General features: G+C 74.1%; 18 protein-coding genes. 13 read left to right on the forward strand and 5 right to left on the reverse strand.

The features are described from left to right. The first annotated feature begins 155 nt into the window (after nt 1-155). The gene (locus NLX85_RS31535; protein ID WP_254341346.1) at nt 156-482 is read left to right on the forward strand and encodes a hypothetical protein; all 327 of its coding nucleotides are present in this window, start codon (nt 156-158) and stop codon (nt 480-482) included. A 127-nt stretch (nt 483-609) separates the two neighbouring features. On the opposite strand, the gene NLX85_RS31540 is transcribed toward NLX85_RS31535, so the two are convergent. Both NLX85_RS31540 and NLX85_RS33330 read right to left on the reverse strand, forming a co-directional pair. Further along, the gene (locus NLX85_RS31540) at nt 610-2172 is read right to left on the reverse strand and encodes a PQQ-binding-like beta-propeller repeat protein (RefSeq protein WP_305885076.1); all 1563 of its coding nucleotides are present in this window, start codon (nt 2170-2172) and stop codon (nt 610-612) included. Between the two features lie 22 nt (nt 2173-2194). Continuing rightward, nucleotides 2195-3802: a hypothetical protein gene (locus tag NLX85_RS33330; protein ID WP_305885077.1), complete on the reverse strand. Its 1608-nt coding sequence runs from the start codon at nt 3800-3802 to the stop codon at nt 2195-2197. 264 nt (nt 3803-4066) lie between these two features. Between NLX85_RS33330 and NLX85_RS31555 the strand changes: the two genes are divergently transcribed. The 4 genes from NLX85_RS31555 (at nt 4067) to NLX85_RS31570 (ending at nt 9414) form a co-directional block, all read left to right on the forward strand. Beyond that, nucleotides 4067-4837 carry an SGNH/GDSL hydrolase family protein gene (locus NLX85_RS31555; protein WP_254341348.1) on the forward strand — a complete coding sequence of 257 codons (771 nt, stop codon included), beginning with the start codon at nt 4067-4069 and terminating at the stop codon, nt 4835-4837. A 2-nt stretch (nt 4838-4839) separates the two neighbouring features. Further along, nucleotides 4840-5286: a hypothetical protein gene (locus tag NLX85_RS31560; RefSeq protein WP_254341350.1), complete on the forward strand. Its 447-nt coding sequence runs from the start codon at nt 4840-4842 to the stop codon at nt 5284-5286. A 151-nt stretch (nt 5287-5437) separates the two neighbouring features. Further along, complete coding sequence (locus tag NLX85_RS31565; protein WP_254341352.1) at nt 5438-8377, forward strand: hypothetical protein; 2940 nt, start codon at nt 5438-5440, stop codon at nt 8375-8377. Between the two features lie 134 nt (nt 8378-8511). Beyond that, nucleotides 8512-9414, forward strand: a complete 903-nt coding sequence (locus tag NLX85_RS31570; RefSeq protein WP_254341353.1) for a sulfurtransferase — start codon at nt 8512-8514, stop codon at nt 9412-9414. A gap of 67 nt (nt 9415-9481) precedes the next feature. Here the strand turns inward: NLX85_RS31570 and NLX85_RS31575 are convergent, their stop codons facing one another. Further along, a complete protein-coding gene (locus tag NLX85_RS31575; protein WP_254341355.1) occupies nt 9482-10057 on the reverse strand; it encodes a TetR family transcriptional regulator in 576 nt (191 codons plus the stop codon). 104 nt (nt 10058-10161) lie between these two features. Between NLX85_RS31575 and NLX85_RS31580 the strand changes: the two genes are divergently transcribed. Continuing rightward, nucleotides 10162-11316, forward strand: coding sequence for an FAD-dependent monooxygenase (locus tag NLX85_RS31580; RefSeq protein ID WP_254341358.1), 1155 nt, complete (start codon nt 10162-10164; stop codon nt 11314-11316). Between the two features lie 3 nt (nt 11317-11319). Here the strand turns inward: NLX85_RS31580 and NLX85_RS31585 are convergent, their stop codons facing one another. Beyond that, on the reverse strand, nt 11320-12519 hold the full coding sequence (locus tag NLX85_RS31585; protein ID WP_254341359.1) for an MFS transporter: 1200 nt from the start codon (nt 12517-12519) through the stop codon (nt 11320-11322). 113 nt (nt 12520-12632) lie between these two features. Here NLX85_RS31585 and NLX85_RS31590 point away from each other — a divergent pair, with 113 nt between their 5' ends. The 6 genes from NLX85_RS31590 (at nt 12633) to NLX85_RS31615 (ending at nt 21595) form a co-directional block, all read left to right on the forward strand. Continuing rightward, complete coding sequence (locus NLX85_RS31590) at nt 12633-13259, forward strand: TetR/AcrR family transcriptional regulator (RefSeq protein ID WP_254341361.1); 627 nt, start codon at nt 12633-12635, stop codon at nt 13257-13259. A gap of 95 nt (nt 13260-13354) precedes the next feature. Then, a complete protein-coding gene (locus NLX85_RS31595; RefSeq protein WP_254341364.1) occupies nt 13355-14692 on the forward strand; it encodes an acetyl/propionyl/methylcrotonyl-CoA carboxylase subunit alpha in 1338 nt (445 codons plus the stop codon). A gap of 75 nt (nt 14693-14767) precedes the next feature. Beyond that, nucleotides 14768-15688 (forward strand): hydroxymethylglutaryl-CoA lyase, encoded by a 921-nt coding sequence (locus NLX85_RS31600; RefSeq protein WP_254341366.1) that lies wholly within the window; start codon nt 14768-14770, stop codon nt 15686-15688. A 228-nt stretch (nt 15689-15916) separates the two neighbouring features. Then, nucleotides 15917-17449, forward strand: a complete 1533-nt coding sequence (locus NLX85_RS31605; protein WP_254341368.1) for an acyl-CoA carboxylase subunit beta — start codon at nt 15917-15919, stop codon at nt 17447-17449. A gap of 80 nt (nt 17450-17529) precedes the next feature. Beyond that, nucleotides 17530-18678 carry an acyl-CoA dehydrogenase family protein gene (locus NLX85_RS31610; RefSeq protein WP_254341369.1) on the forward strand — a complete coding sequence of 383 codons (1149 nt, stop codon included), beginning with the start codon at nt 17530-17532 and terminating at the stop codon, nt 18676-18678. Between the two features lie 124 nt (nt 18679-18802). Beyond that, on the forward strand, nt 18803-21595 hold the full coding sequence (locus tag NLX85_RS31615) for a helix-turn-helix domain-containing protein (RefSeq protein WP_254341371.1): 2793 nt from the start codon (nt 18803-18805) through the stop codon (nt 21593-21595). Between the two features lie 275 nt (nt 21596-21870). On the opposite strand, the gene NLX85_RS31620 is transcribed toward NLX85_RS31615, so the two are convergent. Then, a complete protein-coding gene (locus NLX85_RS31620) occupies nt 21871-22374 on the reverse strand; it encodes a MarR family winged helix-turn-helix transcriptional regulator (protein WP_254341373.1) in 504 nt (167 codons plus the stop codon). A 101-nt stretch (nt 22375-22475) separates the two neighbouring features. On the opposite strand from NLX85_RS31620, the gene NLX85_RS31625 reads away from it, so the two are divergent. Next, nucleotides 22476-23057 (forward strand): YceI family protein, encoded by a 582-nt coding sequence (locus NLX85_RS31625; protein ID WP_254341375.1) that lies wholly within the window; start codon nt 22476-22478, stop codon nt 23055-23057. Nucleotides 23058-23101: the final 44 nt, after the last annotated feature.

Genomic DNA, 23101 nt, shown 5'->3' on the forward strand with positions numbered 1-23101 from the left:
GGACCGCCTCGACGACTTCCGAGCGTAGTGGCGTCCTCAGCAGACTGTCACGCAGCGAGCCGCCTCCCGTCCGGCCCGCTGCGGGGCCGTCCCGAATCCCCCGATCGCCGGGGCGGCCCCGCCCTCGTACCGGAGAAGCGCAGAAGGACCCCGCCATGACCCTCCCCGTGCCGCGCCTCGGGCCGTACCCCGACCGGCCGCGCGCCTACCCGCCGGACCAGCCGGCGCACCTGCCGCTCCGGCCGCTGTGGCTGTGCCGGGCCTGCGGGCTGCCGTGGCCGTGCGCCCAGGCCCGGCTGCTGCTCAAGGCCGAGTACGCCGACCACCCGATCGACCTGGCCGTCTACCTGTCCGGGCTCTACCACGAGGCCACCCACGACCTGTTCCGGCTGAACCCGCACGACGGGCCGACCCCGCGTGAGCTGTTCGAGCGGTTCGTGGCCTGGGGGCCGTACCGGAAGGGGATCGTTCAGAATCGGTGACCCCGCCGGCAACCATGGCGCGGCGAGGTGGCGTCTGGGAGGGCGTCACGATGATGCACCACCTGGCCCCAAGGATCGGCTCGTGTGGACCCTCTCCTGAGTGAGTTCGACTCGGGCCGCCCCTCAGTCAGCGCAGCACGGTGATCGCCCGGTCGGCCACGACGTGCTTCCAGGGCACGATCACCACGACCCCGTCCCGCTCCATGACCTTGGCCTCCTCGCCCTCGAACCCGGCCGAGAGCGGCCCCTTGGCCACGGGGCTGACCTTGCCGGTGGCGGGGTCGATACGGACCAGCCGCGGCGGCAGCTTCCGCCGGTCGCCGGTCTCCCAGGCCAGCAGGCCCTGCTCGTCCCGGTGGATCAGCTCGACCTTGCTGGCGCTGTGCCCGGACGAGATCCAGCGCTGCTTCCCGGTGGCCAGGTCGATGGCGATGATCTGGTTGGCCGACCGGCCCGAGTTCGGCACGTTCTTCGGGAACGTCGGGTAGTAGAGCGTGTCGTCGTCGGCCAGGAACTGGTAAACGGCCGGGCCGTCGATCGCGTTGGACCGGTTGGGCGGCACGTCCCAGAGTTCGGTGCCGTCGACCGGGTCGGTGAACGAGCCGGTCTGCCGGCCGCTCCTCGGGTCCCGCACCGTGTAGCTCTCGTGCCCCAGCCCGGGCAGGCTGATCAGCGGCCGCACGCTCAGCACGCCGTCGGTGACCTTCGCCTCGGGCAGCCGCTGCCGCCAGCGCACCTTGCCGGTCGCCGGGTCGACGCCGTCGACCTCACCGCCGATCGAGCAGCCGTAGGTGACCACGACCAGGTCGGCGGCGGCCCGCATGTCCTTGAACCCGCAGTCCCGGCCGGGCAGCAGCTTCTCGCCGGTGGTGCGCCACAACTGCTTCCCGTCGGCGAGGGAGAACCCGATCATCGTGTCGCCGGAGCGGACGATCACCTGCTGGCCGGCGACGGAGAGGTCCGGTGCGGCCAGCGCGTCCCGGCCCTCGCGGGCCGGCGCCGGGAACTTCGCCTGCCAGGTCAGCTTGCCGGTGGACACGTCGAAGCCGGCCACCGTGTCGCAGGACCGGTCGGAGCCGGCCGCCACCGCGCCCCGGCCCTCGGTCACCTCCTGCGCCGCGACGCAGAGCGAGGTGCCCTCCGGTGCGGGCGCGCCCCACGCCTGCCCGCCGTCGGAGAGCCGGTAGGCGAGCAGCCCGTCCCCCTGCGCCCGGACCACCGTGTCACCGGCCAGCCAGGCGCCGAACATGTCCTGCTGGTCGTAGGTGGTCAGGCCGGTGTCCTGCCGCTCGGGGAAGTCCAGCACCCAGGCGGTCGTCAGCTCGTCGTCGCCACCCGAGCCGCCGCCGACCAGCCGGGAGACGCCCCAGGCGGTGCCGGCCCCGACGGCCAGCACGGCCACCAGCCCGCCGGCGATCAGCAGCGCGAGGCGCCCGCGCCGCCCGGGCGCCGCCGGCGGGGGCGGTGCCGCCGCGGGCCACCCCTGCGGCGGGTACGCCGGCTGACCGGCCACGGGGTACGCCGGCTGTCCGGCCTGCGGGGCCGGTGGCCAGCCCGGGTGCCCGCCGTGGGCCGGCGCCGGGACCTGCGCCCCGGGCTGTGCCGGCGGGGGCGACGGGTGCTGCGGCGGGGCCGGCCAGCCGCCCGGCGCTCCGGGCTGCGGCTGCCAGGGGGACTGCGGGTTCGTCATCGTGCGCTCCTCGGGTTCCCGCTCACCGCGCCTGCGCCCGCACGTACGCCGCCCAGCCGGACTGGAACCGGGCCAGGGGGACGCCGAGCACCTGCTGGCTGGCCTGGTCGGCGGTGGCGCCCTGGTAGCGGGCGGTCACGAACTGGAACAGCTTCTGTTCGCCGTACTTCTCCGCCAGGTGGGTCATCACCGCGTGCCCCAGCCAGTAGTGGAAGCTGAGCCGCCCCGGGGAGTCCCAGTCGACGTTGCCGGGCAGCGTGCCGTCCCAGTCGCCGGAGCGGACGAGCGACCGGGCCTGGGCGGTGCGGTCGCTTGCGCGCAGCGGCTCGCCCCGGTGGGCCAGGTACTCGGCGAAGCCCTCGACGATCCAGTTCTCGATGCCGTCGAAGAAGTCCTGCTTGTCGGCGTCCTCCAGGCTGGCGACCAGCGAGTGGCCCACCTCGTGCCGGAAGATCTCACGCGGACCCTTCCGGTCGCCGGGGGCGAAGAACGACCGGTCGGCCACGTCGACGACGATCCGGCTGCCACCGATGTCGACGCCGTTCTGCCGCTCGGTGGAGACCATGCCGATCGAGACACCGGCCTCGGTGGTCTCCTCCTTGTTGATCCGGTAGAGCGAGCCGAGGTCCGCCTTTCCCTTGACCAGGCTGATGACGAAGCCCTTCGGGATGTCGGCCGTGACCCCGCCGGCCTGCCAGGCGGCGAAGTCGTCGGCCACCGCCGCCTCGGCGACCGGCGCGTACCGCTTCGCCTCGGCGGCCAGCGCGGCGTCGGTGATGACCAGGGCGTGCGCGGTGCGCTCGACGTGGATGTCGGCCCACTTGTCCCAGGGGCCGGGGTAGTAGACGGTCTTCGAGTTGCCCAGCGCGGCGGGCGCACCGGTGACGGCCGTGACCTTGAGCGGCGCGCCCTGGCTCTCCCGGACGACGGTCCAGCGGTACCACTCGGCGACCGGGGTGAGGTCGTACCCCTCGAACTGGTGCACGAAGGACACGTCGAGCTGGAAGCTGACCCCGCGGCCGAAGCTGTCGGTGGTCCGGCCCTGCTGGGCGACGGTGCGGTACCGGCCGACGGCGAGGGGCAGCTTGCCCAGGTTGGTGAAGAGCCGGGTCTGCCCGGCGACCAGGTCCTTGCGGGCCGGGTCGAAGGGGGCCAGGTAGCCCTTCAGGTCCTTGTCGGCGAGGGCCTTGCTGTGCCGGGCCAGCAGGTCGTCCAGTTCCTGCTGGGTGACGGTCACCCCGTTGGCCGCGGCGGCGGCCTTCGGGGCCGCGTCCTCGCCGCGCTCGCTGAGCCCGACACCCACGCCGATGGCCGTGCCGGCGCAGAGGGTCAGCGCCAGCACCCCGGCGCCGATCCCGATCCAGAGGCCGCGCCGGGACTTCGGCCGTGGCGGCGGGACCGGCGGGTACGGCCCGAATCCCGGCTGCGCCGGCCCGCCCGGGTACGCCCCCGGCGGCCCGTGGCCGGGTGCGGTGGGAAAGCCCGGCGGCGCGTGGCCGGGTGTGGCGGGAAAGCCCGGCGGCGCGTGGCCGGGTGTGGCGGGAAAGCCCGGCGGCGCGGCCGGGTACGCCTGGACCGGCGGGTGCGGCTGACCGTCGCCCGGGTGGGCGGCCGGGTGTCCCTGGGTCATTGCGTGCCTCGTTCGCGCCGTCGGTGAGCAGCCGCAGCGGCGGGCGCCTCCCGCCCCCGGACCGGATGACGGGCAACATCATCCACAATCCGTCGGCCGGTTTCTGCCCCGGATCCATCAAGCGGGACATTTGTCCCGATGACTCCGCTCACGGTCGCCGCCCCGATGACCTCCGCCACGTCCGGCGCGGGGGTCGGGCGGTGGGCGGCCGGTCGGTGCGAGACTGGCCGACGCAGCTCTGCGGGTCGGTCAGAGGGAGGCGCAGTGCGCTGGCGCAACTTCGTGGCGGTGGGCGACAGCTTCACCGAGGGGATGGACGACGCGTATCCGGACGGCACCTACCGGGGCTGGGCCGACCTGGTCGCCACCCGGCTCGCCGCCGAGGCCGGCCCGGATTTCGGGTACGCCAACCTGGCGATCCGGGGCCGCCTGTTCCCGAACGTCGTGGCCGAGCAGGTGCCGGCCGCGCTGGCCATGAAGCCCGACCTGATCAGCTTCGCGGCCGGCGGCAACGACGTGCTGCGCCGCACCTTCGACCCGGACTCCTTCGTGCCGCGCTTCGACGGGGTGGTCGGCCGGCTGCGCTCCAGCGGCGCCGACGTGGTGCTGTTCCGGTTCGCCGACGTGATGGCCCGGCTGCCCGGGCAGCGGCTGGTGGCTCCCCGGGTGACCCTGCTCAACCGGGTGGTCGGCGAGGTCGCCGAGCGGCACGGCGCCATCCTGGTCGACCTTTACGCCGACGACGCCTACCTCAACCCGATGCTCTGGAGCACCGACCGGCTGCACCTGTCGGCGGCCGGGCACCGGCGGGTGGCCGGGCAGGTGCTCGCCGCGCTCGGCGTGGGCTGCGAAGAGGAGTGGCTGATGGTGCCGCCGCACCCCGCCCCCACCCCGTGGCTGGCCGCCCGGGCGGCCGACCTGCGCTGGGTCGGCCGGCACCTGGCCCCGTGGATCAAGCGCCGGCTGACCGGCCGCTCCTCCGGCGACTTCGTCACCGCCAAGCGGCCGGTGCTCGGGCCGATCACCCTCGACTGACGGTGCGGACCCTGCACGCCGCGTCCCTGCTGCGGCTCACCCTCGACGGCGAGCCCCGGCCGGGTCACGCCGTCCTGGTGACCGGCGACCGGGTCGAGGCCGTCGCGCCGTTTGAGGAGCTGACCGGGGCGTACCCCGAGGTGCGGGTGCGGCGGTGGGCCGGCACCCTCGGGCCGGCGCTGGTGCACGACGGGCCGCTGCCGCCCGCGCCGACCCCGCGCGAGCGGGTGCACGCCCTGTTCCGGCTCGGGGCCGCCGCGGTGCTCGCCGACCACGTCGCCGACCCGGCGCTGCGGGCCGCCGCCGCGCGCAACGAGGTGGCGGTGCTGCCCGCCGCCCGGCCGCCGGCGCTGGAGGTCGGCGGCCGGGCCGACCTGGCCGTCTTCGGCGCCGACGGCTCCTGTCTGGCCACCGTGGTGGCCGGCCGGCTGGTGCACCGCCGCGCCTGACCGGCGGCCGAACGGGTGAATCTGCACTCCGGCAGGTCCAATGTGGGTGCCGCGTCGGAATCGGGATCGCCGAATGTCTTCCCCGCCGGATAGCATCCGCTGCCCCCCGGCGATCGTGCCCGGGGTGAAATCGGGGAAAGGTGGATGAGGGATGGCCCTCATACCTGCACGAAATCCGTCCCGCGCCGGTGGCCGAAGTCTGTTCGCCGCCGCCCTGTCCATGGTGGTCGCCGCCGGCACGGTTGTCGCGACCGCCGCGCCGGCCGCCGCCTACGACGTGCGCTACGAGACCAACACCTCCTGGGCCTGGACCGACTCCAGGCTGCCCAGCAAGAACAACATCGACCGGGCCGGCGACGTGCCGGTCGGCACGTGGCTGGACGGCGAGGGTCACCCGCACACATCGCGCGCCTACTTCACCTTCGACATCTCCCGCTACCGGGGCGCGGACATCGAGTCCGCCAAGCTCGACGTGAAGGAGACCGCGGCGCCGGACTGCGCGAAGCGCCCGGAGATCGAGCTGTGGCGCACCGCGCCCTACACGGTCAAGTCGAGCTGGTTGAAGCCGCCGGCGGACCTGGCCCGGATCGACACGACCAGGCTGCCGGACCAGTCCGGCTGCCCGGCTCCCTACGTGGGCTTCGACGCCACCGAGGGGCTGCGCCAGGCGCTCGCCGAGGGTAGGTCGACGCTGACCCTCTCGCTGCGGCTGCCCGCCGACGTGGAGGCGGACCCGACGCTGGCCCGGAAGTACGCCAGCCGGGCCGGCCTCTCCATCGACCACAACTTCCGGCCAGGCGTGCCGACCGACCCGCAGACCAACGGCAAGGCCTGCACCACGGCCGAGCCGTACCAGCTGGTCCGCCGGGGTGACCTGGGCCTGTCGGCGATCCTGCACGACAAGGACCGGAACGACACCGGCGGCACCGACCAGCTCACCGCGACCGTCGCCCTCTGGCCGGTCGACGAGCCGGACGCCCGGATCGAGCGGATCGACACCGCCTGGGACGGCGAGCGCGCCGTCGGCCGGTTCAGTTACGACCTGTTCCAGCACGACCGGACGTACGCCTGGCAGATGCGCGCGGCGGACAGCCGGGCCACCGGCGAGTGGAGCGCGGTCTGCTACTTCCGGACCGACTTCCAGGGCCCGGCCACGGCCCCGACGGTCACCTCCTCGGACTTTCCCCAGGACGGCTGGCCGCCGGCCCTGGCCGGCGAGTTCACCTTCGGCGCCAACGGCGCCGCCGACGCGGTCGGATTCGGCTACTCGCTGAACGACCAGCTCGACAAGGCGGTCGCCGCGGACCGGCCGGGAGGCACGGCCACGGTCACGGTGACCCCGCGGGCCGGCATCAACTACCTCCGCGTGTGGAGCCTCGACGCGGCCGGGAACCGATCGGCGACCACCACCTACGACTTCCGCGCCAGCGACGTCTCGCCGATCGTCGACGGCACCCTGACCGAGATCGGGGTGGCGACGACCTTCCAGGTGCGGCCGCGGATGGACGGGGTGGTGCGCTATCGCTTCGGCCTCGACGGCGACCCGGAGCAGACCGTCGACGCGGCCGCCGACGGCACCGCCTCGATCACCGTCACCGCTACCCGGGGCGGCAACCGGACGCTCTCCGTCACCAGCCTCACCGCCGCCGGGGTGGCGGCCACCGCCACGCGCAGCTTCAGCCTGCTCACCGAGCCGAGGATCTCGGCGACGGTCTACGAGGAGTACGGCTTCGGCGGCGGCCAGGGCGTGCCCGGCGTCTTCACGTTCACCCCGCGCCTGCCCGACACGGTCAGCTACCGCTACCAGTTCAACGGCGAGGAGGCCACGGTCGAGGCGAACGCCGACGGCGCCGCCTCGGTGACCTGGGCGCCGAAGGAGGCCGGCTGGACCCACCTCGCGGTGTGGAGCGTCAGCCGCGACGGCACCGAGTCCGAGCCGGCGACCTGGTACTTCACCGTGCGGGACCTGCTGCCCGGCATCTCCGGTGACCCGTACAACCCGAGCTGGTGGGCCGGCGGGCCGGGCCAGGCCGGGGAGTTCCGGTTCAGCTCCGAGGTGCCGGAGACGACATCCTTCCGCTACCGCTTCGACGGCGGCGCCGAGCAGAGCGTCGACGCCGACGGCAACGGCTACGCCAGGGTCAGCTGGACGCCCGACCAGGGCGGGACCCACACCCTGGTGGCCCGCAGCGTCACCGCGGACGGCACGGTGTCCCCGGAGCGGACGTACACCTTCCTGGTGAACGACGCGCCGCTTGTCGAGTCGGCGCAGTACCCGAAGGACACCAACAGCGGCCTGCCCGGCGTGGCCGGGGTCTTCACCTTCACCCCGCAGCGGCCGGACGTGGTGAAGTACCACTACACGTTCTACGGCGAGGAGACGAAGACGGTCGACGCGGCGGCCGACGGCACCGCGTCGGTCACCTGGACGCCGGAGCGCTCCGGCTGGCAGATGGTGACCGTCGTCGGGGAGACCGGCGACGGCACGGTGACCCAGCCCCGTGAGTACGCCTTCTCGGTGCGGGAGCCGAAGCCGACGATCATCTCGTACCTCTACAACGAGTACGACCCGCAGGGCGGGATCGGCGTGGCCGGTGGCTTCCGCTTCGACTCCGAGCTTCCGGACACCGTGGCGTTCGTCTACCGGCTCAACGACGGGCCGGAGCAGACCGTGGCGGTGACCGACGGCGCGGCCGCCGAGCTGACCGTCACCCCGGACCGGGGCTTCCGGAACACCCTGACGGTCCGGGCCCGCTCGGCCGCCGGTGAGCTGTCGCCGGAGGCCACCTACTCCTTCATGGTCAGCACCGCCCCGACCGTCACCTCGACGACCTACCCGTCGGGTGAGGCCGCCGGTGGGGTGGGCGTGCCGGGCGTCTTCACCTTCGCCCCGCGCATGCCCGACGTGGAGACGTACGTCTACCAGTTCGACAACGGGCCCGAGGTGACCGTCCAGGCGGGCGCCGACGGCACCGCCTCGGTGACCCTCACGCCGACCGAGGCGCGCTGGTACCCGATCTCGATGTACGCGGTCGACAAGGCCGGCAACCGCTCGGACTACGCGTACTACTGGTTCGTGGTCCAGGGCTGACGCCCCTCGACCGAGCCGGCCGGCCCATCACCCTCGCCCGGGTGGTGGGCCGGTCGTGTGTGGGCCGCCACCTCCGGCGACCCCGATGCGGGATGGCCGGTCGCGACCCGCTGATCCGGCGTACCTTGGGGCTCATGCCTGTGCCGAGTGATCCGAATCCGCACCTCCAGTCGTACGCCGACCCGCAGCGCCTGGTCACCACGGAGTGGCTGGCCGAGCACCTGGGCGACGAGGGCCTCGTGGTGGTCGAGTCCGACGAGGACGTCCTGCTCTACGACACCGGCCACATCCCCGGCGCCGTGAAGGTCGACTGGCACACCGAGCTGAACGATCAGGTGAGCCGGGACTACCTGGACGCCAAGAGCTTCGCCGAGCTGTGCGCCGCCAAAGGCATCGGCCGCGACGACACGGTGGTCTTCTACGGCGACAACTTCAACTGGTGGGCCGCGTACGCCCTCTGGGTGTTCGGGCTCTTCGGCCACGCCGACGTCCGGCTGCTCGACGGCGGCCGAATGAAGTGGGTCGCCGAGGGGCGCGAGATGTCCAAGGACAAGGTGACCCGGCCGCGCGCCGACTACCCGGTGCCGGAGCGGAACGACGCGCCGATCCGGGCGTTCCGCGACGAGGTGATGGCGCACGTGGCCGCCGGCCGGCCGCTGGTCGACGTGCGGTCGCCGGGGGAGTACACGGGCGAGATGCTGCACATGGCGGCGTACCCGCAGGAGGGCGCGCTGCGCGGCGGGCACATCCCGGGCGCGGTGAGCAAGCCGTGGAAGGCGGCCGCGAACGAGGACGGCACCTTCAAGCCGGTGGACGAGCTGCGCGCCATCTACCAGGACCAGCTCGGGCTGAGCCCGTCCGACGACGTGGTGGCGTACTGCCGGATCGGCGAGCGGTCCAGCCACACCTGGTTCGTGCTGCACCACCTGCTCGGGTTCCCGCGGGTGCGCAACTACGACGGCTCGTGGACCGAGTGGGGCAACCTGGTCCGGGCCCCCGTCGTGCGGGGCGACGAGCCGGGCAGCATCACCGGCTGACCCGGCCGGCCGGTCCCCGCGTGGCGTGTCGCCCGCGGGGACCTTTTCGTTTCCCGGGCCGGGTGGGTCAGCTCTCGGGCCGGCCGGTCAGGTAGCGCTGGAGGGTCGGTGCGACCCAGGCGACGAGGTCGTCCGGCGCCATCTCCACCACGGGCGGCAGCCGGACGATGTACCGGGTGAAGGCCAGGCCGAGGATCTGGCTGGCCACCAGGCCGGCCCGGCGGGCGGTGGACGCCGGGTCGGTGCCGAAGCCGGCCACGGCCGCGGCGAGCTGGTCGGCGAAGACCAGGCGCATCCGCTCGGCGGCTCCCGGGTTGGTGCTGGCGGCCCGGAGCAGGGCGGCGAGCGTCTCGTCGCCTTCCCAACGGCGGAGGAAGTGCCGCACCAGCGTCTCGCCGAGCCGGTCCGGCGGCACGGCGGCCAGGTCGGGCAGGCGCAGGTCGAACTCGGCCGCCGCGGCGAAGAGCCCCTCCTTGCTGCCGTAGTAGCGCATCACCATGGACGGGTCGATCCGGGCGTCGGCGGCGATGGCGCGGATGGTGGCCCGCTCGTAGCCGTCGGCGGCGAAGCGTTCCCGGGCGGCGCGCAGGATGGCGGCCCGGGTGGCGTCCGAGCGGCGGGCGCGGGGTGCCGTGTCGGTCATGCCCACAACTGTAGGCCAACAAGCGTTGACATGGAAACGTCACCGCGCCTACCGTTGTCAACAAGTGTTGGCAAACAGTTGTTGACAACCCTGGAGGTGGGACCATGCTTCCCGAGCGCACCGACGTCCTCGTGGTGGGTGCCGGGCCGACCGGCCTGGCCGTGGCCGCCACCCTGGCCGGGCACGGCGTCACCGCGACCGTGGTGGACCGGCTCGCCACCCCGCCGGTCACCTCGCGGGCCGCCGTCGTGCACGCCGGCACCCTGGAGGTGCTGGACCGGATCGGCGTCGCCGCCCCGCTGGCCGCCCGCGGCCTGCCGTCGAGGCGGTTCACCGTCCGCGAGCGCGACCGGGTGCTGCTCAGCGTTCCCTTCGACCGGTTGCCGTCCCGCTACCCGTACGCGCTGCTGGTCTCCCAGGCCGAGACCGAGGCGGTGCTCGCCGACCGGCTCACCGCGCTCGGCGGGCGGGTCCTCCGGCCGTACGAGCTGACCGGCCTCGACCTCGACGCCGGTGGCGCCACGGCCACGTTCGCGGGCGGCGAGAAGGTCCGGGCCCGCTGGGTCGTCGGCGCTGACGGCATGCGCAGCCCGGTCCGCGAGCTGTCCGGCATCGACTTCGGTGGGCCCACCGACCCCGGCGAGTCGTTCCTGCTCGCCGACATCCGCGTGGACAGCGCGCTGCCCCGCGACCAGGTCAACCTCTTCCTCGCCCCGCAGGGGCCGCTGGTCTGGGCACCGCTGCCCGACGGCACCGTACGGGTGGTCGCCTCGATGCCCGACGCCCCCCGCGAGCCGCAGGCCCGGCACTTCCAGGACCTGCTCGACGAGCGGGGGCCGGCCCGGCGGCCGGACCGGGTCACCGACGTGCGCTGGAGCTCCCGGTTCCGGATCCACCACCGGATCGCCGCCACCTACCGGTCCGGGCCGGTGCTGCTCGCCGGGGACGCGGCGCACGTGCACAGCCCGGCCGGCGGGCAGGGGATGAACCTCGGCCTGCGCGACGGGGTCGTCCTGGGCGACACCCTCGCCGCCGTGCTGGCCGGGGGGCCCGACGCGCTCCTCGACGGGTACGCCACCGCACGCCGCCCGCTCGCCGAGGAGGTGCTCGGCTTCGCCGCCGGTCTCACCCGGCTCACCGCCGTCCCGCCGGCCGCCCGCCCCCTGCGCGACCTGCTGCTCCGGGGCGCCTCCGCCCTGCCGCCGGTCCGGCAGCGGCTCGCCGTCCGGCTGGCCGGCTTCGAACCGGCCGCCGGCTGAGGATCAGGCCGTGCGGCGGAACGTTCCCCAGGCGGCGACCGTGACCAGGGCGAACACGCCCGCCGCCGCGCCGACCACCGGCCCCACCCCGTACGCCTCGCCGGCGAGCCCGGCCAGCGCCGCCCCGAGCGGCGCGGCGGCCAGGCCGACCACGCGCTGCGCCGCGCCGACCCGCCCGAGCAGCTCCGCCGGCACGTGCCCCTGCCCGTACGCCGACCAGAGGCTGTTCCAGATCGTGGTGCCGGCGGCGAACGCGGCAAGCGCCAGGCCCCCGGTCACCGGGCCGCGGGCCAGGGCGAACCCGGTCAGCGCCACGGTCTGCCCGAGCAGCACCGCGCGCAGCGCGGGCAGGGTGCCGAACCGGGCCGCCACCCGCCCGGCGACCAGCGCCCCGAGCAGCCCACCGGCCACCACCCCCGCCGCGAACAGCCCGTACGCCGGCGCCGGCACCCGCAGCGCCCCGAGCGCGTAGAGCACCAGCACCGCCATCAACCCGCTGATCGCCAGGTTCGACCCGGCCGAGGCGAGGGCGATCCCCCACAGCACCCGGTCCCGGCGCACCCACCGCATCCCGGCCCACGCCTCCCGCCACACCCCCCGCCCGGCCGGCCGGGGCGGGCCCGCCGGCAGCGGACGGAGGGCGAGGACGAGGGCGGCCGCGAGGGCGAAGGTGAGCGCGTCCACGGCGAACGGGAGGGACGCGGCCAGGGCGAAGAGGACCCCGGCCAGCGGGGTGCCGAGGAGGCCGCCCGCCACGGCCGTGCCGGCCTGGAGCCGGCCGTTGGCCGTGGCCAGGGCGGTCGGCGACACCAGCGACGGCAGCAGGGCGAAGGCGGACGCGTCGAAGAGCGTGCCCAGGGTGGCGAGCAGGAACGCGGCGGCGGCCAGCGCGGCGACCCCGGCCCGGCCGGTGGCGACCAGCGCGGCCAGCCCCGCCACCACCACGGCCCGGGCCCCGTCCACCGCCGCCATGGTCCGGCGCCGGTCCCACCGGTCGGCGTACGCCCCGCCGAGCAGCCCGAACAGCAGCGGCGGGAGCTGCCCGGCCACGGTCACCGCGGCGATCGCCCGGGGGTCGCGGGTGAGCGCGGCGGCCAGCAGGGCAAGGGCCGGCGTACGCAGCGCGTCCCCGAAGCGGGACGAGACGGCGGCGGACCAGAGCAGCCGGTAGTCCCGGCCGAGCACGGTAGCGGTAGCGGTCATGCCGACGGACCCTGTGGCCTGAACCCGGTCGAGGGTCAAGCGGCCCGGGATGTGAGGCGACCGACGGGTAACCGAGACTCCACCAGCTTGGGCGCGCGGTCTAGGCTGGCCCGGTGGCGGTGGAACAGCAGGCGCGGGGCGCGGCGAACGGGGCGACGGGTGCGGGCCGGCGCCGGTCCCGGCGGGACGAGATCCTGGAGATCGCGGTCGGGCTCTTCGCGGCGCGCGGCTACCACGGCGTGTCGATGGACGACATCGGCGCGGCCGCCGGGGTCACCGGCCCGGCGCTCTACCACCACTTCGCCGGCAAGGAGGCGATGCTGGTCGCCGCGCTGATCCCGGTCAGCGAGGGGCTGCTCGCGGGCGGGAAGGAGCGGGCCGCCAACCACCCCGACGACCCGCGCGGCACCCTGGAGTCGCTGATCGACTTCCACCTCGACTTCGCGCTGGCCAACCCCGCGGTGATCGCCCTCCACCTGCACGAGCTGGACCGCCTCCCGGACGAGCCGCGCCGCCGCATCCGCCGGCTCCAGCGGATGTACGTCGAGGAGTGGGTGACCGTGCTGACCGCGCTGCACCCGGGGCTGCCGGACGGCGAGGCGCGGGTGCTCGCGCACGCGGCGTTCGGCCTCATGAACTCCACCCCGTTCCTCGGTGGCGAGGTGGACCGCCGGCGCCGGGCCGAGCTGCTGCGCGGGGCGACGCTCGCCGCGCTGCTCGCCCCCACCGACCGCGCCTGACGCTCGGCGCGCCTTAACGTCCGTTAAGCATGCGCGCCGTCCGCGTGTTAAGAAGAGGCCCCTGCTATGCAAGAAGCGTGAGAGGGGACCCTTCCTTGTTCGAATCGCTGTTGGTGGCCAACCGTGGCGAGATCGCGCGCCGGATCATCCGTACCGCGAAGAAGCTCGGGATCCGGGCGATCGTGGTGCACTCGGAGGCCGACGCCGGCCTGCCGTTCGTGACCGAGGCCGACGTGGCGGTCTGCGTCGGCCCGGCCAACCCCGCGCTCAGCTACCGCAACGTCGAGGCGATCCTCGCCGCGGCGAAGGACACCGGCGCCCAGGCGATCCACCCCGGCTACGGCTTCCTGTCCGAGAACGCGGACTTCGCCCGTACCGTCGAGGCCGGCGGCCTGATCTGGGTCGGACCCGGCGCGGACGCGATCAGCGCGATGGGCGACAAGATCAATGCCCGGAACCTCATGGCGGCGGCCGGGGTGCCGGTCGCGCCCGGCACCACCGAGCCGGCGGCCGACCTGGACGCGGCGGTCGCCGCCGCCGCCGAGATCGGCTACCCCGTGATGGTCAAGGCCGCGGCTGGTGGCGGCGGCATGGGCATGGGCGTGGCGACCGACGAGGCCGGGCTGCGCACCGAGTACGACAAGGTCCGCTCGTTCGCCGAGCGGATGTTCGGCGACGGCTCGGTGCTGATCGAGCGCTACTTCCCCCGGGTACGCCACGTCGAGGTGCAGATCCTCGGTCTGGCCGACGGCCGGGTGGTGGCCCTCGGCGAGCGCGAGTGCTCGGTGCAGCGGCGCAACCAGAAGCTGGTCGAGGAGTCCCCGTCGCCGGCGGTCTCGCCCGAGCTGCGGTCGCGGTTCCTGGCGGCGGCGGTCCGGGCGGGTGAGGCGGTCAACTACCGCAACGCGGGCACCGTGGAGTGCCTCCTCGACCCCACCACCGGTGAGTTCTTCTTCCTGGAGATGAACACGCGGCTCCAGGTCGAGCACCCGGTCACCGAGTACGTCTACGGCGTCGACCTGGTGGAGGAGCAGTTGCGGGTGGCCGCCGGCCTGGCCCCGACGTTCGACCCGGACGCGCTCGCGCCGCGCGGGCACGCCATCGAGCTGCGGATCAACGCCGAGGACCCGAAGCGGTTCCTGCCCGGCCCGGGGGCGATCACCACCTGGAACGAGCCGTCGGGTTCCGGGGTGCGGGTGGATTCCGGCTACGTCGCCGGCAACACGGTGACCCCGTTCTACGACAGCCTCATGGCCAAGCTGATCGTCAGCGGTGACACCCGCGACGAGGCGGTGCAGCGGGCGAAGGCGGCCGTGGCCCAGTTCGAGATCGCCGGCCCGAAGAACAACCTGCCCTTCTTCGCCGAACTGCTGGAGAACCCGGAGTTCCTCTCCGGCGACTACGACACCGGCATCGTCTCCCGCATGCGCTGACGATCCGGCCCGCCGGCCGGGGTGGGATGCTGGAAGGGAAACCAGCATCCCACCGTCACAGCGAGGTGACCCCTTATGGCGGAACTGCCGGACTTCGTCTCCATCCGGGAGGTCGGGCCGCGCGACGGGCTCCAGAACGAGGAGCCCATCCCCACCGACGCCAAGGTGCGGCTGATCGACGCGCTGTCGCGCACCGGCGTACGGCGGATCGAGGCCGTGTCCTTCGTGCACCCGAAGGCGATCCCGCAGATGGCCGACGCCGACGAGGTGTGGCAGCGGGCCGCGAAGGCCGACGGGGTGCGCTACTCCGCGCTGGTGCCGAACAGCCGGGGCGCCCAGCGCGCCCTCGCCGCCGGCTTCACCGAGATCGAGGTGGTGGTCTCGGCCAGCGACACGCACAACCGGCGCAACGTCAACCGCTCCACCGAGCAGTCGCTCGACGACATCGCCGAGCTGATCGACCTGCTGCACGGCGCGGGCGCCACCGCCGAGGTGATCGTGGCGACCAGCTTCGGCTGCCCGTACGAGGGCGACGTCGACCCGAAGCGGGTGGCCGGCATCGTCGACCGGGTGGTCCGGGACGGCGCCGACCGGGTGGCGTTCGGCGACACCACCGGCATGGGCACGCCCCGGCGGGTCCGCGAGCTGGTCACCGCCGTCCGGGACCGCAACGCCCACGTGCCGGTGCTGCTGCACTTCCACAACACCCGGGGCACCGCGCTGGCCAACATGCTCACCGCCATGGAGCTGGGCATCACCGAGTTCGACGCCAGCGTCGGCGGCCTGGGCGGCTGCCCGTACGCCCCGGGCGCCAGCGGCAACCTGGCCACCGAGGAGGCCGTGCACATGCTGCACGACATGGGCATCGACACCGGAATCGACCTGGACGCCCTGATCGAGGCGGCCGAGCTGGCCGAGCAGATGGTCGGCAAGAAGCTCCCCTCCGGCGTCCTCCGCGCCGGCCCCCGCACCCGCCTGACCCCAATCCCCTCCTGACGAACCCCCGGCCCTCCCGGCCCGCCCCCCCCAGAGTTGATCAAGAAGTTTGCGTCTGATTCCAGCCCGTTCCGGACGCAAACTTCTTGATCAACGCGGAGGGCCGGCGGGGAGCCGGGAGGGGGTGGGGGTTGTGGGGTCGCCGGAGCGGGTTTGGATGCGCTAGCCTAACGATCGTTCAGGTCGGTTGGGGCGCCCACGGGGCGGTCGGTGGCAACGGGAGTCGGCGTGACGCTCGACGGTGAGGCTCTGGAGCAGCTGCGCAAGCGCGCCAAGGCCGGCGGTGCGGACAAGTACCACGCGGCGAACGCCGCCAAGGGCAAGCTCTTCGCCCGCGAGCGGGTCGCATACCTGGTCGACGAGGGCTCCTTCGTCGAGGACGGGCTCTACGCCAACGCGATGGCCGAGGGGCTGCCCGCCGACGGCGTGGTCACCGGCACGGCCACCATCGACGGCCGCCCGGTCTGCCTCATGGCCAACGACTCCACGGTGAAGGCCGGCAGCTGGGGCGCCCGCACCGTCGAGAAGATCATCCGGATCATCGAGCGGGCCTACTCGACCAGCGTGCCCATGGTCTACCTGGTCGACTCGGCCGGTGCCCGGATCACCGACCAGGTCGACCTCTTCCCGGGCCGGCGTGGCGCCGGCAAGATCTTCTGGAACCAGGTCCGCGCCTCGGGTTCGATCCCGCAGGTCTGCGCCCTGTTCGGGCCGAGCGCGGCGGGTGGCGCCTACATCCCGGCGTTCTGCGACGTGGTCGCCATGGTCGAGGGCAACGCCAGCATGTACCTCGGCTCGGACCGCATGGTCGAGATGGTCACCGGCGAGAAGACCACCCTGGAGGCGATGGGCGGGGCCAAGGTGCACTGCGCGGAGTCCGGCGTGGGGCACTTCCTCTGCAAGACCGAGAACGACGCGCTCGACGTGGTGCGGACCTACCTGTCCTACCTGCCGTCGAACTGGCAGCAGGAGCCGCCGGCCGCCGAGGCCGTGGGCGCGCCGGAGAAGGCCGACCTGGCCGCGCTGGTCCCGGCGAGCGAGCGGCAGGCGTTCGACATGCGCCGCTACGTCAAGGGCCTGCTCGACGAGGGCAGCTTCTTCGAGATCCAGGCGCTCTGGGCCAAGGAGCTGACCATCGGCTTCGGCCGGCTGAACGGCGAGGTCGTCGGCGTGGTCGGCAACAACTCGATGTTCAAGGGCGGCGTGCTCTTCGTCGACTCGGCCGACAAGGCGACGCGGTTCGTGCAGCTCTGCGACGCGTTCAACGTGCCGCTGCTGTTCCTGTCCGACGTACCCGGATTCATGGTCGGCAGCGCCGTGGAGAAGCAGGGCATCATCCGCCACGGCGCCAAGATGATCACCGCGATCTCCGAGGCGACCGTACCCAAGATCTGCGTGGTGGTCCGCAAGGCGTACGGCGCCGGCCTCTACGCGATGGCCGGCCCCGGCTTCGAGCCGGACGCGACGATCGCGCTGCCCACCGCGAAGATCGCGGTGATGGGCGCGGAGGCCGCGGTCAACGCCGTCTACGCCAACAAGATCGCGGCGATCGAGGACGAGGCCGAGCGGGCCGCCTTCGTGGCCGCGAAGCGCGAGGAGTACGAGCGCGACATCGACATCGTCCGGCTCGCCAGCGAGCTGGTCGTGGACGCCATCGTCGAGCCGCACGAGCTGCGCGCCGAGCTGGTCCGCCGGTTCGCCGCCGCACGCGGCAAGGAGCGGCACTTCTCCCGGCGCCGGCACGGCGTCACCCCGGTCTGACCCACCCGACCCGCACCACCCGACCCGGCGTCACGAGCGCCCGGCGGCCGTCCACACAGGCATCCCACCAGGAGGATCAGATGGACTTCCGGCTCAGCGAGGAACAAGAGGCGCTGCGGGAGAGCGTGCGGGACTTCGCCCGCGAGGTGGTCGCCCCGACCATCGCCGAGCACTACGAGCAGCACACCTTCCCGTACGAGATCATCCGCCAGATGGGCAAGATGGGGCTGTTCGGGCTCCCCTTCCCCGAGGAGCACGGCGGCATGGGCGGCGACTACTTCGCCCTCTGCCTGGCCCTGGAGGAGCTGGCCCGGGTCGACTCCAGCGTGGCCATCACCCTCGAGGCGGCGGTCTCCCTCGGCGCGATGCCGATCTACCGGTTCGGCACCGACGAGCAGAAGGCGCAGTGGCTGCCCAAGCTGCTCAGCGGCGAGGCCCTCGCGGGCTTCGGGCTGACCGAGCCGGGCACCGGCTCGGACGCCGGCGGCACGCAGACGCGGGCCGTCCTGGACGGCGACGAGTGGGTGATCAACGGCTCGAAGGCGTTCATCACCAACTCCGGCACCGACATCACCGCGCTGGTCACGGTCACCGCGGTCACCGGCACGAAGCCGGACGGCTCCAAGGAGTTGTCCACCATCATCGTCCCGTCCGGCACGCCCGGCTTCAGCGTGGCGCCCGGCTACTCGAAGGTCGGCTGGACCGCCTCGGACACCCACGAGCTGACCTTCGACGACTGCCGGGTGCCGGCGGCGAACCTGCTCGGCGAGCGCGGCCGGGGCTTCGCCCAGTTCCTGCGCATCCTCGACGAGGGGCGGATCGCCATCGCCGCCCTGGCCGTCGGCCTCGCCCAGGGCTGCGTCGACGAGTCCGTCAAGTACGCGAATGAGCGCCAAGCGTTCGGCCGGCCGATCGGCGCGTACCAGGCGATCCAGTTCAAGGTCGCCGACATGGAGATGAAGGCGCACACCGCCCGGCTGGCCTACTACGACGCGGCCGCCCGGATGCTGGCGGGTGAGCCGTTCAAGCGGCAGGCGGCCATCGCCAAGCTGCACGCCAGCACGATCGCGGTGGACAACGCCCGCGAGGCCACCCAGATCCACGGCGGCTACGGCTTCATGAACGAGTACCCGGTGGCCCGCTTCTGGCGGGACTCCAAGATCCTGGAGATCGGCGAGGGCACCAGCGAGGTGCAGCGCATGGTCATCGCCCGCGATCTCGGCATGTGAGCAGCGCCCGCCCGGGCCGTTCGGGCCCGGGCGGTTCAGCCGTCTGTCGGATATCTGCAGTGGACGGTCGGCTGGCCGACGATGGGCTGTGGAGCGTCCGACCCGATCCGTACTCTTCGTGCCCATGACTCCCGATCATGATCGTTCGCGGAGCCCGGGTGGCCGTGCCCAGCTGCCCGACCTGCTGCGCGGGCACCGGCTCGCCGCCGGCCTCACCCAGGCCGAGCTGGCCGCCCGGGCCGGGGTCGGCGTGCGGACCGTCCGCGATCTGGAGCGGGGGCGGGCCACCCGACCCCAGCGCACCACCGTCGACCTGCTCGCCGACGCCCTCGACCTGACCGGCACGACCCGGCAGGCGTTCGTGGCCGCCGCCCGCCCGGCCCCGGCCCGGACCGCCGAGTCCGGCCCGGCCGCGCGCCACCTGCCGCCGAACGATCCCGATGCCGCCCGGACGGCCCTTCCCGGCCAGTCGGCGACCCGCCCTCCGGCCGGCGGCCCCGACGCCGCCGCGCCTGGTCCGGCCGCGAGCCACCTTCCGGTCAGCGGTCCCGCCGCCGCCGCGCCGCGCCCGGCCGCGGGGCGCCTTCCGGTCACCGGGTCCGCCACCACCGATTCGGGTACGCCGATCGCGCTGCCCCAGCCGGTCCCGCTGCTCGGCCGGGACCGCGACGTCGCCGAGCTGGGCGCTCTGCTCACCGAGCATCCGGTGGTGAGCCTCGTTGGGCTGGCCGGGGTAGGCAAGACCGCGCTCGCCCTGACCGTCGCCCACGCGGCGGCCGCCGCGCACCCGGCCGGCGTGGCCGGTGTGCTGGTCGGCGAGGGCTCGGACGCCGCCGACGTGCTCGCCGCCTCGGTCGCCGTGCTCGGTGTGAACCGGTTGGCCGACCTCTCCTGCCGGCTCGGTGGCCGGCCCGCGCTGTTGCTGGTGGATGCGGTGGAGCGGGCGCCCGGGCCGGTGGCCGAGGCGCTGCGCGCCCTGGTCGCGGCGGCGCCGACGCTGCGGGTGCTGGTCACCGGCCGCCGTCCGGTCGGGCTTCCCGGCGAGATGGTCCGGCCGGTCGCTCCGCTCGACGTGCCGCCGGTCGGTCCCGAGCCGACCGATCCGGCGGAGCTGGCCCGCTGGCCGGCGGCGGCCCTCTTCGTCGCCCGGCTCGCCCGGGTGCGCCGCGAGCCGCCCACCCGGGCCGAGCTGCCGGCGCTCGCCGCGCTGGTGCGCCGCCTCGGCGGGCTGCCGCTGGCCATCGAGCTGATGGCCGCGCGAGGTCGGATCCTCGACGTCACCGAACTGCTCGACCGCTACGGCGATCGGGTCCTTGACCTGGCCGGCGTACGCCCCGGCTGGGAGCCCGCCGACCTCGCCGCCGGCACGGTGACCCTCCGCGAGGCGGTGGCGACCAGTTACCACCTGCTCGCGCCCGCCGAACGGGCGGCGCTGCGCAGGCTCTCCGCCTTCCGCAACCGCTGGTCGGTGGAGCTGGCCGAGGACCTGCTCGCCGACGGGGGCGAGCGGCGGGACGCGGTTCCGCTGCTGGACCGGCTGCGGGAACTCGGGCTGCTCAGCGTGCGGGGCGCCGGCCCGTTCCGGTTCCGCCTTCTGGACGCGGTCCGCGACTTCGCGACCGAGCAGGCCGCGGTCGAGGGGGAGCTGACCCGGATCCGGCGCCGGCACGCGCTTGTCGTCGCCGGGCTGGTGCTGCGTACCGCGCCGAATCTGGTCGGCGCGGACCTGCCCGCGGCCGTGCACCTGCTAGACGAGGCGACCAGCGACATCACCGCCGCCCTGGCGCACGCCGCCGACGACGAGCCGGTGACCGCGCTGCGCCTGGCGGCGGCGCTGCCCCGCTGGTGGCGGCTGCGCGGGCGGGACGTCTCCGGGCGCCGGTGGCTGCGCCGGCTGCTGGCCGATCCGCGTACCGCCGACGCGCCCCCGGTGCTGCGGGCCTGGGCCCTGCTCGGGGTGGCGCGGCTCGGGGCCGAGCACGGCGCCGGCGGTGTGGAGCTGCCGGCGGCCCGGGAGGCGCTGGCCACGTTCCGGGCGGCCGGGGAGGTGACCGGGGAGCTGTCGGCCCGGTCGATGCTCTGCGTGCTCCTGCTCGGCGCCGGCGCCCAGGGCGAGGCCCGGAAGCAGGCCGAGGCGGCGTTGGAGCTGGCCACCCGGCACGGCCGGGCCCGCGAGATGGCCGTGGCCCAGTACCACCTCAGCTGGCATGACGTGCGGACCGCGGACCTGGCCGGCGCGCGGCGCCGCCTGGCCGCGGTCGATCGGCTGGCCGCCCAGTGCGGGGAGCAGCGGCTCCGCCTGATGGCCCGCGCCGCCCTGGCCGAGGTGACCCGGCTGGAGGGCCGGTACGTCGACGCGGTCGAGCAGGGCCGGCGGGTGGCCGGCGCGCTCGTCGAGCTGGGCGACCCGGGGCGGCGGCGTCAGGTGGTCGGCACCATCGGGTTGGCGCTCGCCCTCGACGGGCGGGCGGAGGAGGCGCTGGAGATGGTGGCCGAGCTGCGGCCGTCGCGCCGGGTGCCGGGACAGCGCCGGCCGCCGGGCGTGGAAAACCTGGATCCGTCCCCGGATGGCCCGGGCGCGCGGCCGGAGGACGCGATCTGCGCGTTGATCGAGGGCCATCTCGCGCTTCACCGCGGGGACCGGGAGCTGGCGGCGGAGTGGTTCACCGCGGCGGCCGAGCACGCCACCGGCGGGGAGCGGCTGGACGGTACGGCGGAGGCGGACCTCGCCGGTGGTGGGGAGCGGCGGGATCTTGTCGAGGCGCTGGTCGGGCTGGCAGCGAGCACCGCCGACGTGGGGGTGCTGGACCGGCTCGACCGGGTCTGCCGGGCCACCGGGATCCGGCTGCTGCCTCGCGAGGAGGCACTGCTCTACGCGCTGCTGGCCCGCCGCGAGCGCGCTGCCCCGCGGGACTGAGAACCGCGCGGGACTGAGAACCGCGAGGGAGGACGAAGGCGCGGGGGTGGCGCGAGCGAAGAAGCCCCCTGGTGTTGCCCCTCGCTGCATCGCTCGCGCCGGCACCCCCCGGTGCCCCCCGCTGCCCGGAAGCCTATCCAGCGCGCATAGGCGCTTTGCGGGTTATTGAGCCGATATGGCCCGGTGTCCGGATGGTTCTGCCGGTCTTTCTGCCGGTGACCGACGGGTAGGGCGGCCCGCCGGCGGGTCACCGGTGCGGGCGGCGGGCCGGTGGGTCAGCAGCCGGCGGACTGCCCGGCCGGCGCGGGCTCGGTGCTGCCGGCGGTCGCCCCGGGGTGCACCGCGTCGCGGACCCGGCGCAGGCCGTCCAGGAGCGCCTCCAGCTGGGCCGGGGCGAGCTGGCCGGTGAACCACTCCTCGATGATCCGCAGGTGGCCGGGCAGGGTCGCGTCCAGTCGGCTCAGGCCGGCGGCGGTGACCACCGCGTACGAGCTGCGCCGGTCGGAGGGGCAGGCCCGGCGGCGGAGCAGGCCGTCGCGCTCCATCCGGTCGACCACGCGGGTGACGCCGCTGGTGGACAGGGAGGTCTGCGCCGCGAGGTCGGTCATCCGCAGCTGGTGACCCGGCGACCGGGTGAGCCGCATCAGCACCTCGAACTCGACCGGGGAGAGGCCGTGCTCCTCGAACTGAGCGGCGAACCGGGCCGACAGCCCGGCGCTGGCCTCGAAGAGCAGGCCGATGGCGGTGATCCGGGGGTCGTCGAACACGTTCTCGTCCACGCCGCCATCCTAGCAGTCCTTGACACAGGGAATATTGCTATGCCTATAGTTGCTCAGTCAGTCGTTGGGCTACTAAACAATCTCCCCTGGAGGACAGCACCATGACCAGCAGCACCGAAGCGGTTACCCGCGACTGGGAGGGTCTCACCATCCCGACCGCCGGCACCTACCTGCTGGACGCGGCTCACAAGCGCGTCGGGTTCGTCGCCCGGCACATGATGGTCAGCAAGGTACGCGGTGAGTTCGCCGAGGCGAGCGCCACCATCACCGTGGCCGAGGACCCGATGCAGTCCACGGTGACCGCCACCATCCAGGCGGCCAGCATCAACACCGCCCAGGCCGACCGCGACGCGCACCTGCGCAGCCCGGAGTTCCTCGACGCCGAGCAGTTCCCCACCCTGGAGTTCCGCAGCACCGGCGTGAAGTCCCGCGAGGGCAACGAGTTCGTCCTCTCCGGCGAGCTGACCATCAAGGGCGTGACCCGTCCGGTCGACCTGGAGGTCGAGTTCGAGGGCGTCGGCCGCAGCCCGTTCGGTCAGGACATCTTCGGCTTCTCCGCGTCCACCGAGATCGACCGGGAGGACTTCGGCCTGACCTGGAACGTCGCCCTGGAGACCGGTGGCGTCCTGGTCGGCAAGAAGATCAAGATCGAGATCGAGGGCGAGGCCGTCCGCCAGGCCTGATCCCCGCGTACGACCCCACGGGCCCGCGCCGTCACCCGACGGCG

Origin of the sequence: Micromonospora sp. A3M-1-15 (genome assembly GCF_024213425.1) — a bacterium.
Taxonomy (GTDB): Bacteria; Actinomycetota; Actinomycetes; order Mycobacteriales; family Micromonosporaceae; genus Micromonospora; species Micromonospora chersina.

Coding starts and splice junctions, on each gene's coding strand:
- NLX85_RS31575 (WP_254341355.1), bottom strand. CDS start 10,057: ATGACCGACACGGCACCCCGCGCCCGCCGCTCGGACGCCACCCGGGCC.
- NLX85_RS31535 (WP_254341346.1), top strand. CDS start 156: ATGACCCTCCCCGTGCCGCGCCTCGGGCCGTACCCCGACCGGCCGCGC.
- NLX85_RS31540 (WP_305885076.1), bottom strand. CDS start 2,172: ATGACGAACCCGCAGTCCCCCTGGCAGCCGCAGCCCGGAGCGCCGGGC.
- NLX85_RS31600 (WP_254341366.1), top strand. CDS start 14,768: ATGGCGGAACTGCCGGACTTCGTCTCCATCCGGGAGGTCGGGCCGCGC.
- NLX85_RS31570 (WP_254341353.1), top strand. CDS start 8,512: ATGCCTGTGCCGAGTGATCCGAATCCGCACCTCCAGTCGTACGCCGAC.
- NLX85_RS33330 (WP_305885077.1), bottom strand. CDS start 3,802: ATGACCCAGGGACACCCGGCCGCCCACCCGGGCGACGGTCAGCCGCAC.
- NLX85_RS31580 (WP_254341358.1), top strand. CDS start 10,162: ATGCTTCCCGAGCGCACCGACGTCCTCGTGGTGGGTGCCGGGCCGACC.
- NLX85_RS31610 (WP_254341369.1), top strand. CDS start 17,530: ATGGACTTCCGGCTCAGCGAGGAACAAGAGGCGCTGCGGGAGAGCGTG.
- NLX85_RS31565 (WP_254341352.1), top strand. CDS start 5,438: ATGGCCCTCATACCTGCACGAAATCCGTCCCGCGCCGGTGGCCGAAGT.
- NLX85_RS31615 (WP_254341371.1), top strand. CDS start 18,803: ATGACTCCCGATCATGATCGTTCGCGGAGCCCGGGTGGCCGTGCCCAG.
- NLX85_RS31625 (WP_254341375.1), top strand. CDS start 22,476: ATGACCAGCAGCACCGAAGCGGTTACCCGCGACTGGGAGGGTCTCACC.
- NLX85_RS31585 (WP_254341359.1), bottom strand. CDS start 12,519: ATGACCGCTACCGCTACCGTGCTCGGCCGGGACTACCGGCTGCTCTGG.